The sequence below is a fragment of the Bradyrhizobium zhengyangense genome, assembly GCF_022012435.1.
GTDB lineage: Bacteria > Pseudomonadota > Alphaproteobacteria > Rhizobiales > Xanthobacteraceae > Bradyrhizobium > Bradyrhizobium zhengyangense.
This window is the reverse complement of record NZ_JAKLUA010000049.1, coordinates 1-12382: the sequence shown is the minus strand read 5'-3', so window position 1 is coordinate 12382 and position 12382 is coordinate 1. Positions and strand designations below refer to the sequence as shown.

Genomic DNA, 12382 nt, shown 5'->3' with positions numbered 1-12382 from the left:
TTTTGCCTGGCCCATGCGCGGCGGGGCTTCTTCGAGTTGGCTGACATCGAGAAGAATGCTCGGGAAGGCAAGAAGGGAAAGCCGGTCTCCCCGATCGCACTGGAGGCGGTCAGACGCCTCGATGCGTTGTTCGAGATCGAGCGCGCCATCAACGGCCGAAATGCCGACGAGCGGCATGCCGTGCGCCAGGAGAGAAGCAAGCCGCTTCTTGAAGACATGCATGCCTGGTTGCTGCGCGAGCGCGAAACCCTCTCGCACTCTTCCGAGGTCCTGAAGCCGATCAACTACATGCTCAGGCGCTGGGACCACTTCGCCCGCTTCCTCGACGATGGCAGGATCTGCTTGACCAACAATTGTGCTGAGCGTGCATTGAGAGGCATCGCCTTGGGTAGGCGCAATTGGACCTTCGCCGGCAGCCAGCGTGGCGCCGACCGTGCTGCCATCATGCTGACGATGATCACGACCTGTCGCCTCAACGACGTCGATCCTAAGGCCTGGCTCGCCGACGTCGTCGCCCGCATCGCCGATCTTCCCACATCGCGTCTGCACGAACTGCTGCCCTGGGAATGGAAGCTCCTGCGCCAAGCCGGCAACTCCGGCGATCAGCAAGCCGCCTGATCTTCACCCATCATATAGCTCGCCGCCCCCGCGCGCCCGCGTCAATCTGGCGGCCTTCCTCGTAGGCGTACCCTGGTCGGTGCCACCCTCCATGTCTTCTATGCCGAGGCAGATAAGACTTTGGCCGGCCTCGCAGCTTCCTGTCCGATCCGAAGCGGTCGATCGAGGCAACATTGAAGGCGATGATGATCACGCCGCACCTGGGTGCAGGTTGGGTCGACTGCAGCCACGTGCATTTTTGGCCCAATGTCGATGGCAGCCGCACCAACATTGACCGGCTTCAATTCCGGGCGACCGCCGGTCGTTCTCTTGGACATCACAGTCCTCCGTCAAAATATGGCGGGGGGTCTGGCTATGCCAATCGTCATCTTCCCAATCGGGATCGCCGCCGAAGTGGCGTCACCACTCTCAAGTTTGCATGCGCCCATGGACCACGTTTCTAGCGGGGACTAACCTCCAATAAGCCGACGGCCGCACCCTCCGCAAGGCGAGGATAGCACGGGCAGTTTCTATCGCGCGCAGGCGAGCAACGGCCCGTGATAGTTTTTTACAATATCGCGCTCCATCCGCAGCCGTTCGTTCTCCGGCGCGGCCGGGCGATCTCCGAAGCCTGGTCCGCCAGCATCCGCGTTCGCCTGCGTGGTGGGGCGTCACGCCGCCGATGCCGGCTCCTGCCGGAGCTTATCCACCTAGCATCGCAGCACCTAGTCGCGCAGACCGAGCTCCTTGGCGATTGACCGATCGATCGTCCGCTCGATACCGCCAGTTCAACGGCTTGGCGCTTGGTGAACGATCGACGTTGACGTTCTGGCATTCGATACCTGCGGGCTCTCGGAGCCTACTACAGGTGTTCACTCATTCGGAGGAGGTTCACCTCCTTCCCTTAAAAACGCCCGCGGATGTTAGCGCGCGTGTTGTGAATAGAGACCAACGTTAAGCATCCCCTCCACTCCTGGCTTTCTACGCCGATCTACGATTGTCGAAAGTGCTTGTTGCGCCAACTCAATTGGTGGCTTTAATCGGAGGGTGCGCTTTCGACCACCTCATTCGACGAGGACGCCGGTTGCAATTGAATCCACTCAATCGGAGTCGATATCACGCTGCGCGCGAATGCTGCATGGCGCTCTCGGCATAACGATTGCGGACTATCTTAAAGATTAATCAATCGTTGAAGCAATTCTCAATCCGGATGGGCCGTTGTGGATCGATTGGCTGTGGGGTCGCCCAATCGACACCGTGAACCTTGCTCGCGGTTGACGGTGGGCACATTGTTCGCCTCGTTGTGCACCACGTCGACGCGGAGGTGGATGACAGATGGCCGGAAAGTAAACGAGCAGGAGGCTCTAGCGATGGGGCACCGCGAAGCAAACTAAGGGCAACGGCTTTTTCGATCTCTAAGGTTGTCTTATCCACCGATTTTACGAGAAGATCGCCGATCCCGCGATGGAAGTAGCGTGCATCTTTCACTTTCACTAAGGCGCCGGCATCGTAGACTTGGTCTTTTCTAATCGATCCATGGGAGCCGATGACAAGCGGAACGCAGCCGAAAATTACACCCCATACCCTTCTTCGCCTTGCAGATGCGGTGAAGATCGCATTTCCCTTAGGTGGGATGACGGTCGCGGGTTTGCGTCAAGAAAGTGATAGTAACCGACTGGTCATAGAAAAGATTGCTGGCAAGGAATTTACAACGCTGGCTCATGTTAAACGAATGCGAGAGCTATGCCGCGAAGGAACAAGCAAGCAAGACTTCAGCTCAAGGCCGCTCGTCAAAACAAGAGCGGAAAGATCACTCACAAAGCGACTTGGATCATCAGGGACAATGGCCGGGACGTTAGCACAGGCTGCTCTGCAGATGAGATTGCGGTCGCCGAAGAAAAGCTGAGGAATTACTTAGCCTCAAAGCACGCACCGGAGCGACGGGTCCGCCATATAGACGATATCGCAATTGCGGATCTCCTCTCGATCTATTTGGAGGCGCGGCTAGACAAGCTTCATGAGCGTTTCTGCGTGAATACTGCGAACGAAGATGCCGTCGCCGACATTCGCAAGTTCAAGAAGCGAATCGAACGGCTAAACGAGTGGTGGGGAGCAAAAATGCTGGGTGAGCTCAACGGAGAGGCATGTCGCTTGTATGCCAAAATGCGTGGAAACAAAGGAGGCTCGCGCCGAGACCTTGAAGATCTCCGTGCTGCGATTCGTTACCATGCGGCCGAGGGGTATCATCGAGCAATTGTTAAAGTCTCGCTGCCAGAGAGAGGTCAACCGCGAGACAAGTGGCTGACGCGCGGCGACACGGCGAGATTAATTTGGACCTGTTGGCGGTATCGCGAGATGCAGAAGCGCTCGCGCCAATCGACGGACGTTGTAAAAGTCCCGACAAATAAGCGCCCGCTGCGCCACCTTGCTCGGTTCATTTTGCTTGGCATCTACAGCGGGACTCGAGCGGGAGCCATCGCAGCCGCATCTCCCGTTCCAGCGATTGGACGCTCCTACATCGACTTGGAGCGTGGGCGCTACTACCGCTTAAAACAGGGGAGTATCCAAACCAACAAGCGGCAGCCCACGGTTCCGATACCCTTACGCTTGCTTGCTCACCTGCGACGCTGGCATCGGATTGACCCGGCGGCGAACCATTTTGTCGAATACAACGGAAAGGCCATCCGCTCGGTCAAAACAGCGTTCAAGAGTGCCGTAAGACATGCGGGACTTGGTCGCGGCATCTCGCCTCAAACGCTGCGGCATACTGCAGCGACTTGGCTGATGCAAAGAGGTTCGGATCCTTGGCAGGCAGCAGGCTATCTCGGAATGTCGCTTGAGGTGTTGCTCAACACCTACGGCCACCACCATCCTGACTATTTGGCTGATGCAGTCGACAAAATCGCGATGCGGGATCCGCCAAACGGACGAAGAGCGCACGTATCTGGTGTAGTCTCTGGCGCGGCGATTTCGACCAAAGGGCGAGGCCCGATAGGTAGTTGATTCCATTGACCCTGGCAGCAGCTCCTTTAAAGTGATCAATTGAACCGGAACCTTCGGGCGCGGTGGATGGTTCGAGCTTGGCTACACCGTGCGCTTGCGGTCGGGTAAGGTCATCTCATGGTTCTGGCCCTTGCATTGATAGCCTTGGCGTGCAATCCGGGTGACCGGTTGCTCGATCTGTCAGGCAAGCTGCCGCGCGCCATCAAGACCATCGACGTCCTGATCACGATCGAGCCATTTTATGCTCGCTTGTATGTCTACCAGCCGGGTTTTCCTGACAGCTCGCAAAGTTGCTGCCGCAATCAGCTGAGCTCGGTGCTCAAGCTTCCGGTTATCGATGGGCGGCTATGCATTAAGCAGAGCCAGCCGCAAATGAAGTGGAAGTTGCATATCATCGGCCGGCCTGACGTCGGGGTATGATGCGCGATAGGAACTGTCGAAACTATAGTAACCCTCGGCGCAATGGCTTGAGTTCGCCTCGGCCAACATCTCGTTCAGCGGCCAGCTTACAGCAACTCTCGGGCGGATTTCGATGTCACCAGCATCACCGGCACGGTGACTTCGACCACGTTGGGAACTAGCCTTGACGTTTCGCAACGCGGCCTAAGGCTGGCATCGCCAGCAGGTGCGCGCCAAGAAGCTCGGTAAACCGCAATCGTGCCTGGGCAACCGGCTGCCGGCCTAGCCGATTGGCCGATTGGCCGATTGATGTCGATCATGTCCTGTCCTCCGACAGTTGCCGGCAGCGCTGGATCAGATCAGCCACAGCTTCAAATGCATGATCTGCGACCAGCGCCGGGACGCGGTGGCCGGGTCTCGTGGTTAGAATTTTGTTAAGCCGAGGTCTGACGGATCGCGAAACGTCAAAATTGAGAGGATCTTGCAACGGCACTTCAGCGGATTATTGCTAAGGTGGTGACCAACAGAAACCAAGAGGTCTCAGATGCAGTACCCACCAGACCATGCATTACCCCTTGTCCAGCTCAAGGAACGGCGACGCGAGATGGTCGTCGCGTTGCAGAACCGCGTCGGTCGGGTTGGTGATGACGAGCTGAGGCAACTCGCAACAATTCAACAGGCCATCGCTGCAATTGAACACGTGATCGCGGACCTTGATTGCGAAGTCGACGAGACGTTCTCGGCCGCGGCCGACTCTCAGGTTCATTCGCTGCCGGTATTTGGACGGCGGACACTCGTTCACTCTCCAGTGTAACCATCCACCGTTTAACGCTACCAAGTGAGGTTAATCGAACCCGAGCTTGAGGCACTCGCCCGCGGCCGGTATCCATCGCTGCACCGGACGGGGCTGGTCTTTCTCCAAAGCGAGCCTCAAGACCACGATTTCAATCGTCCGGTAAGGGCTGCCAGCAATACCGCCTCAAGTCTGGCGGCCCACTCATGATTCTAAAGCTCTCAGACCACGTCATCATCCACCGGTACCAAAGCATCCGCGATCAGCCGATCGCCGATGCGATATCAGGTACTAAGCGAACGGGCATTTCGGGGGGTTATTCTGCGGGTACAACGCTCGCTTCTGTCCCTCGCGGTCGCCGCAGTCGGTCGATCAGGAGATAGATCACGGGCGTGGTGTAGAGCGTCAGGATTTGCGAGACGAACAGGCCGCCGATGATGGTGATGCCGAGCGGCCGCCGCAGCTCCGTGCCTGGACCCGTCGCAACGACCAGCGGAATGCCCGCGAACAGCGCCGCCATGGTCGTCATCAGGATCGGCCGGAAGCGGGCCTGGCAGGCCTCGTAGATCGCTTCCGCAGAGGACAGGCCGCGCTGGCGCTCGGCGTCAAGCGCGAAGTCGACCATCATGATGCCGTTCTTCTTGACGATGCCGATCAACAGGATGATGCCGACAAAGGCGATCACCGTCAGCGGCGTGTTGGTGATCTGGAGCGCGAGCAGAGCCCCGAGCCCGGCTGACGGAAGTGTCGAGATGATCGTGAGGGGATGAGCGAGGCTCTCATAGAGCACACCGAGCACGATATACATCGCCACCAGCGCGCCCAGGATCAGCAATGGCTGGCGGCCGCTGGTCCTGGCGAAATCGCCGGCATTGCCGTCAAAGCTGCCGCGGATGCCCTCGGGCATGTGCAACTCGTCGACCGCACGCTGGATGTTCTGCGTGGCCGCCTGCAGCTCGACGTCAGGCAACGTGTTGAACGACACCGTGGTCGAGGGCACCGACTGCGAATGGTAGACCGCGAGCGCCGCAAGCCCGCGTGTCGCGTGGACCACGGCCGAAAGCGGCACCTGCACGTCGCCCGCGCCCGCGACATAGATGCGATCGAGATTGGATGGATCGACCTGGAATTTCGGATCGATCTCCAGCAGGATCATGTACTGGTTGCGCTGGGTGTAGATGATCGAGATCTGCCGCTGCGAGAAGGCGTTGTTCAGGGCATTGTCGATGTCCTGGACGCGAACGCCGAGCATCGAGGCCTTTTGACGGTCGATGGAGAGCGTCAACTGCAATCCGTTCGGGTCTCGGTCGCTGGAGACGTCGGTGATGCCGTCGACCGTCTCCATTCGCTTGGCCACAATCGGCGCCCATTTCTGCAATAGCCCGAGATCGGCGCTGGCGAGCGTGTACTGGTAGTTGGAGTCGCTTTGCCGTCCACCGGCGCGGACGTCCTGGGCGGCGAACATGAACAGGCGGATGCCCGCGACCGGGTAGAGCGCGCGCCGCAGCCGGTCGATCACGATCTCGGTCGAGACGTATCCGCGCTGGTCAGGCGGTTTCAGGTTGATGAACATGATGCCGCGGTTTGCGCCCTGTCCGCCGACACCGCCGCCACTTCCGACCACCGAGCCGAGGCCGGCCACCGCCGGATCTGCGAGAACGATATCGGCGAGTTGTTGCTGCAGACCCAGCATCGATTGGAAGGAGGTGTCGGCGGAGGCGCGGGTCGCCCCGATGACAAAGCCGGAATCATCTGTCGGGAAATAGCCCTTGGGCACCTTGATGTAGAGCGTGACAGTGAGGGCGATGGTGGCGAGGAATACCAGTAGCGTCAGGATCGGAAATTCCAGAGCCGCGCGCAATGTGCTCGTATAGAAGGAGACAATGCGCGACAGCGAGTCTTCGATCATACGATCGAACAGCGTCGCGGACCCCAACGTTGGCTGGCGGATATAATGGGCGCAAATCATCGGCGTGACAGTCAGCGACACTAGGGTCGAGACCACGATCGCGAAGGTCAGCGTCAGCGAGAATTCGCGCAGCAGGCGGCCCACGATTCCGTCCATGAAGATCAGCGGCGTGAACGCGGCGATCAGCGACAGGCTGATCGAGACCACGGTGAAGCCGATCTGCTTGGCGCCTTCCAGCGCCGCCTGCATCGGCCGGATGCCGTGCTCGAGATTGCGGACCATGTTCTCGATCATGACGATGGCGTCGTCGACGACGAAGCCGACCGAGATCGCGAGGGCCATCAGCGACAGATTGTCGATCGAGTAGCCGGCGACCCACATGCCGGCGCAGGTGCCGGCTAGCGCCAGCGGCACAGAGATGCCGGCCGCGATCGTCGGCGTCAGCCGCCGCAGGAACACGAACACCACGACCATCACCAGCACGGCCGTCGCGAGCAGTGTCCACTGCATGTCCGTCACGCTGGCGCGGATCGTGCCGGTGCGGTCGACTAAAGTGGAGACCTCGACGCCGACCGGGATCCACTGCTTGAGCTCGGGAATCAGTGCCTTCACGCCGTCGACCGTGTCGATAACGTTGGCATCGCCTTGTTTCCTGATCTCGATCAGCACCGCGGGCTGCTTATTGAACCAGGCGACCGAACGTACGTTCTTCACGGAATCTTCGATGTTGGCGACGTCGGAGAGCCGCGCGAAATTGCCCTTGGAGCTCTTAATGACGATGTCGCGGAACTCTTTCGCGGTGCGCATCTGCCTGTTGAGCGACAGCGTCTCGCTCTGGCGCTCGCCGTTGAAGATGCCGACGGGGCCGAGCGGATTGGCGTTGATGATGGCGGTGCGTACGTCGTCGGTCGCGATCCCCGCATTCGATAGCGCGACCGGGTTCAGCTGAATCCGCACCGCCGGTTGATCGGCACCACTGACAGTGACATTGCCGACGCCTGGCACTTGCGAGATGCGCTGCAAAAGCACCGTGTCGGCGACGTCATAGAGTGCGGCCGGCGGGAGTGTTTTCGAGGTGAGGGCCAAAACATAGACCGGGGCGCCGGACGTATTGGCCTTGCCAAACCGCGGGAGCGAGGGAAGATCGCCGGGTAGATCAGGAAGCGATGCGTTTATGGCCGCTTGGACGTCTCGGGCAGCGCGATCAAGGCTGCGGCCGATGTCGAACTGCAAGAGGACACTACTCAGCCCGAGAGTGCTCGTAGAAGTGATCTGATTGACACCGGCGATTTCGCCGAGCCGTCGCTCGAGTGGCGCGGCTACGGTGCTGGCCATAATCGCCGGGGCTGCGCCTGGGCGAAAGGCGTAGACGAAGATGGTGGGAAAATCGACGTTCGGGACCGAGGCAACCGGCAGGAATCGGTACGCCACAATGCCCAAAAGGAACAAGCCTATCGAGAGCAATGTGGTCCCGACTGGCCTGCGGATAAAGGGCTGCGAGATCGAGGACATGGACTTCCTGTTGGTGCTCTAACTGCTTGATCCTGCTAGGCTAACTTCCATGATAAGCACGAGTGGATCAAGTATCTATCGACAATATGACCCCCGATCGTTTCGGCACTTTGTGCAAAGTAAGGCGCGGTAGCCGTGCTCCTTTCGCCTTGAGACGTCGTTTTTCCCCGTAGGCCGTTTCCGAGGGTGCCCCATGTGCGCGGCTCAAGCCCCATCCGAACCTGCATAGTCCGCTCGCAGGCGTTTGAGGCCGCGTCGCTGCCTGCCCCGGGCGGCTTTCTCGTAACTTTCCAGGCCCACGAGGCGCTTGTTTATGCTCGGGGCTCTCCGTCATCCTTCAAGCAGCCGACGCCGAGCATCGCGGATATCCAAAGCAGCAGCCTGACTTCAGCAAGAGCTAATCCGGCTGGCGCGATGGGTCGACGAGCTCCGCCAAAATTGCACTGGCGATCGCCTCTGATCCCGCGCCACACTCCGGCTGCCATCGTAACAATCCATGGCGATGCGCATTGCCGCTCGACCGTTCCTTGCCGATTGGCGTCTTCGGGCCTGTGCTTCGCTTCGCGTTGGTCCGATTGGCTTCGATTTGTCGAACTGACGTCATCCCAACCACAACTCCTCGATCCACCATCTTTTTCAAAAGAGCCTTCTGAACGCCAGCAGATCAAGCCGGCTCGTGCAAAAGAGCAACAATCTCGCTACAGAAACGCTAACGTCAAGCAAAGCACCGGGCCTAAGATACACAACGGCAGTGGCGGCCTTGCCAGCCGCGTGCTGTAATCTGACTTCCCTAGAATGGCATCGAGATCGTCTCCACCTCGGGTCCTAACGTTCAAACAGAGGCACTGCCAATGAAGCGCTCTGGGCTACAGCTTACGTTCCTTGTATTGGTTGTCGTCGCGTTTCCCGCCTGGGCGCAAGAAGCCGCTCCCTCCGGAAAGCGCTGGCTCGATCATCTAGTGAACGATTTGATTCCGTTTTGGAGCTCGGAAGCCGCACTTGGGAAGCCGGTCGGGGCCTTTCCGTCGATACGATGTGATGATGGAACGCTCTATAGCGAGAGAGCACCCTGCCCGGAAATTGGACCAGGACGGACGCTCAATGAACGCTACACCGTGGCGCTTTCTCGGCAATCGTTCGGATATGGCGTGGCGTTCCACCTGACTGGTGAGCGTAAGTATCTCGACATGATGAAAGCGGGCATCGATTTCATCCGCTTCAACGCCATCGACCGATCAAATGGCGGGATAGCGACGACGCAATATCTTTCGCAGGGCTCGTGGGGGCCTGCGCCCGGCCTGCGCACGCCCCAACAGCTGGCCTATGGTCTGCTCGGCCTGGCGTTCTACTATTACTTAACAGGCGACCCAGACGTCCTGCACGACCTCCTTTCAGTGAAGAACTACATCTTCGAAAAGTATTCTGTAGCAGGAGGCGCGCTGCAATCGCAGCTGATTTTCCGAGCTGGCGCAACACGCGAGGATAAGCAACTGGTCTCCCAGCTCGATCAGATGAACACCTATTTGGTCCTCATCGCTCCTTTGCTGCAGGAGCCAACTCGGAGCGATTGGAAGGACACTCTGATCCGACTCGCCAAGGTGATGATCGACCAATTCTACTCGCCGGCCGACAAACTCTTTTTCAGAGCGGCCAACAAACCTTCTGATATGGTTTTGACCAATACGCCAACAGATTTCGGCCACAACGCAAAGGCTCTTTGGATGATCCGATTCACAGGCCTGCTGACCGGACATCAGGACTTAGTTCAATTCGCTGAAGACAACGCGCGGGCATTGCTTGGACGAGCCTACCTTGAAGACTGTGGCTGCTGGGCTGGTGGGCTGCTCGCCGGCGGCAATTTAGATTTGGATAAGCCCTGGTGGGTCTACGCAGAGCTCGATCAGCTGGCCGGAACCATGGCCCTAACCGATCCGACATACGCGCGCTATCTTCCACGGGTGCACGACTATTGGTTCAGCCACTTTGTCGATACTCAGCATGGCGAGATTTGGAACGGCGTAGACGGGAAGACCGATATGCCTCAGCGGAAGCAACCAAAGCAATGGGAATGGAAAAATGCATATCACTCGTTTGAACATGCATTGGTCGGCTACATTGTCGGCCAGACCCTGAACAAGCAGCCTGTGGTCCTTCATTACGCCTTCGCAGACGATGATAGGGTGAAGTCGGTACAGCCGTATTATTTTTCGGGCACAGTAATGAGGATCGACGCGGAATCAAATTCCGATGGGGCGCGAGTTCAATCGGTGGTCTTCAGCAACGTGCATTGAGGCGCATGGTTCGCGATCTCTCGTAATAAGCCCGCCCGATGGAAGTAAGCTGAGTTGATGAGCGCCTCGAAGAGCAGGTATTGCCCGCGTTCCTGCAGATAGATTTCCATGCTAACCGAGTGCTGATTCACACTATGAGCTGAAAGGCGCGCCTCGATTTCGGCGGCCGCAATCGAATCGCCCATCTTAGTGCGTTCTGAGCCGTGTGACGTTCGGCGGCTTCCTTAAAGGGCTCGTTAATGCCCACGACATCAATGCTGCGGAGCGCCGTCTCGATCGCCTTTTGCCGATAGCTCTCTAGCAGCTTGTGGCGTTCAGTCGGTAGCGGCGGATTTCCCACGATAGCTCTGCCACATCGGTCGCCAACAACCATTCGATTGCGGATTCAGGCGCGATATCGGCAGAGTATTATCTGCCGGAGCGTGTCATATTGTTGACGGCTTTCCCCGGGGAGCAGCAGCGGTGTCGGCGCGAGGATTTCGAGCTCCGCGGGCACCGCTGTAGTGACTGATCCTGGCTCAGCGTTGAACGGCTTGTTCATTGCGCACGAACGCCCGAGCCGTTCGATGGCTGCTCCGGAAGCCAAAGGCCCGGTAGGCGGAGCCGGCCTGCCGTGGATAGGACTAGCGGCCCAAAGGTCCTGCGCGATAGGAAGCGGGGTCTACCTGCATGTTGCTCCACCAGGACTTTTCATTGCCGACGCGATGCAAATCCTGGTGATGAGATCGACATAGCGGCACGGTGAACTCGTCGCTGACCTTCCGGCCCAGCGCCCTTGGTTGAGCGAACTTGAGGTGATGGGCATCCGAGGGCTCCGGCTTGCAGATGAGGCACGGCTGGCCCCGGACAAAGCGCAGGTGGGCCTTGCTTCGCTTCCGTGCGGGCTCTTTAGGAAACGCCAAACCGTCCGCCGGATCCGGAGTCGGCTCGAGAGGGTTCGATTCAGCGGGCCCGCCTCCGGTTCAATGGCTGCCAGCGGGTGCCCTCCGCAAGCCGGGCGCGGTAGGCAGCTTCGACGATCCGAGCATCCGCCCCTAGAGGAGCGTTCTTGATGGGCATGTTGGAGTTAGCCCAGGGCAGAAGGTCCTCCGCGTTCAGGGCTGCGAGCTCGCCAGTGAGCCGGTCCCGCAGCTCGAGAGATCGCTGGGAGTCCAGAACCGGCGGCCGGTTCAAAACACCTTTGGCGGGCTTCCCTGTTGATCCTGGAGTGCGCCGGGGCTGGGGCGCCGCCTGAGGCCCGGCAACTGCCGCCGGGGCCTCCAGATCGTCTTCCCCGGCGATTCCTACCAGAGCAAAGAGCGCGTAGCGCCGGGCATAGGTTAGAGCCGTTCCCATCCGGGGCGGTGCCTCGGTGTCCTTGCTTGGGCAAACCGGCAGGTCTGACGAGATCCATTCCCCCGAGGCGTGGGCAAGCAGAGTCGTAAGGTGGATCTGCCCCGTCGCTGCCTCGGTCCGGGTGGTCTGAATGGTGGCGATTTCCTGTTGGCTCAGCGTTTTCAGCACTATGTCCAGGCCCGATGCAAGGGAGGCGTAGCGGAAGGTGCTGTCGTCCTCCCGTCGGAACGCCGACCGGATCACGGCGGTCAGGGTCCTCTCGGGGTTGGTGAGGTCCTGCTGATTCCGCTCGATGTCGCCCACCATTCCGGGATGATGTCGCCCGGGGTGACGAGGCCTCTTCTGGCTGTAGCGCGGCGATCTGGGTAGGAAGTCTCTCATTGTCGCGCAGCGTCAATCAGCGACGGTTTTGGGTGTCGCGTGCGATGGCGGCCGTCCTGGACCGCGTTTTCGTTCGAGGGCGGTCCGTCTGCGATAGCTCTCGACGTTCATCTCGACAATGGTGGCGTGATGAACGAGGCGATCGATAGCGGCGAGGGTCAT

At 59.3% G+C, this 12382-nt stretch carries 10 protein-coding genes; 5 read left to right on the top strand and 5 right to left on the bottom strand.

What is annotated here, in order from left to right:
* The 4 genes from tnpC to L6637_RS41555 form a co-directional block, all read left to right on the top strand.
* On the top strand, positions 1-618 hold a 618-nt coding region (gene tnpC / locus L6637_RS41570), incomplete at its 5' end, for an IS66 family transposase (RefSeq protein ID WP_237874372.1).
* A 1722-nt stretch (positions 619-2340) separates the two neighbouring features.
* Complete coding sequence (locus L6637_RS41565) at positions 2341-3600, top strand: tyrosine-type recombinase/integrase (RefSeq protein WP_237874371.1); 1260 nt, start codon at positions 2341-2343, stop codon at positions 3598-3600.
* 117 nt (positions 3601-3717) lie between these two features.
* A complete protein-coding gene (locus tag L6637_RS41560) occupies positions 3718-4020 on the top strand; it encodes a hypothetical protein (protein ID WP_237874370.1) in 303 nt (100 codons plus the stop codon).
* Positions 4021-4543: 523 nt separating this feature from the next.
* The gene (locus L6637_RS41555) at positions 4544-4813 is read left to right on the top strand and encodes a hypothetical protein (protein ID WP_237874369.1); all 270 of its coding nucleotides are present in this window, start codon (positions 4544-4546) and stop codon (positions 4811-4813) included.
* Positions 4814-5108: 295 nt separating this feature from the next.
* Here the strand turns inward: L6637_RS41555 and L6637_RS41550 are convergent, their stop codons facing one another.
* Positions 5109-8165 carry an efflux RND transporter permease subunit gene (locus L6637_RS41550; RefSeq protein WP_237874375.1) on the bottom strand — a complete coding sequence of 1019 codons (3057 nt, stop codon included), beginning with the start codon at positions 8163-8165 and terminating at the stop codon, positions 5109-5111.
* An 899-nt stretch (positions 8166-9064) separates the two neighbouring features.
* On the opposite strand from L6637_RS41550, the gene L6637_RS41545 reads away from it, so the two are divergent.
* A complete protein-coding gene (locus L6637_RS41545; protein WP_237874368.1) occupies positions 9065-10504 on the top strand; it encodes an AGE family epimerase/isomerase in 1440 nt (479 codons plus the stop codon).
* Here the strand turns inward: L6637_RS41545 and L6637_RS41540 are convergent.
* The 4 genes from L6637_RS41540 to L6637_RS41525 form a co-directional block, all read right to left on the bottom strand.
* Positions 10474-10689 carry a hypothetical protein gene (locus L6637_RS41540; RefSeq protein WP_237874367.1) on the bottom strand — a complete coding sequence of 72 codons (216 nt, stop codon included), beginning with the start codon at positions 10687-10689 and terminating at the stop codon, positions 10474-10476. The genes L6637_RS41545 and L6637_RS41540 overlap by 31 nt on opposite strands.
* A gap of 438 nt (positions 10690-11127) precedes the next feature.
* On the bottom strand, positions 11128-11406 hold the full coding sequence (locus L6637_RS41535; protein WP_237874366.1) for a DUF968 domain-containing protein: 279 nt from the start codon (positions 11404-11406) through the stop codon (positions 11128-11130).
* Between the two features lie 40 nt (positions 11407-11446).
* Positions 11447-12145 (bottom strand): ERF family protein, encoded by a 699-nt coding sequence (locus L6637_RS41530; protein WP_237874364.1) that lies wholly within the window; start codon positions 12143-12145, stop codon positions 11447-11449.
* Between the two features lie 87 nt (positions 12146-12232).
* On the bottom strand, positions 12233-12382 hold a 150-nt coding region (locus tag L6637_RS41525; RefSeq protein WP_237874373.1), incomplete at its 5' end, for an ATP-binding protein.

Excerpts from the sequence above, each read along its gene's own strand:
- L6637_RS41565 (WP_237874371.1), top strand. The coding sequence starts at position 2,341 with ATGCCGCGAAGGAACAAGCAAGCAAGACTTCAGCTCAAGGCCGCTCGT.
- L6637_RS41560 (WP_237874370.1), top strand. The coding sequence starts at position 3,718 with ATGGTTCTGGCCCTTGCATTGATAGCCTTGGCGTGCAATCCGGGTGAC.
- L6637_RS41555 (WP_237874369.1), top strand. The coding sequence starts at position 4,544 with ATGCAGTACCCACCAGACCATGCATTACCCCTTGTCCAGCTCAAGGAA.
- L6637_RS41545 (WP_237874368.1), top strand. The coding sequence starts at position 9,065 with ATGAAGCGCTCTGGGCTACAGCTTACGTTCCTTGTATTGGTTGTCGTC.
- L6637_RS41540 (WP_237874367.1), bottom strand. The coding sequence starts at position 10,689 with ATGGGCGATTCGATTGCGGCCGCCGAAATCGAGGCGCGCCTTTCAGCT.
- L6637_RS41530 (WP_237874364.1), bottom strand. The coding sequence starts at position 12,145 with ATGGTGGGCGACATCGAGCGGAATCAGCAGGACCTCACCAACCCCGAG.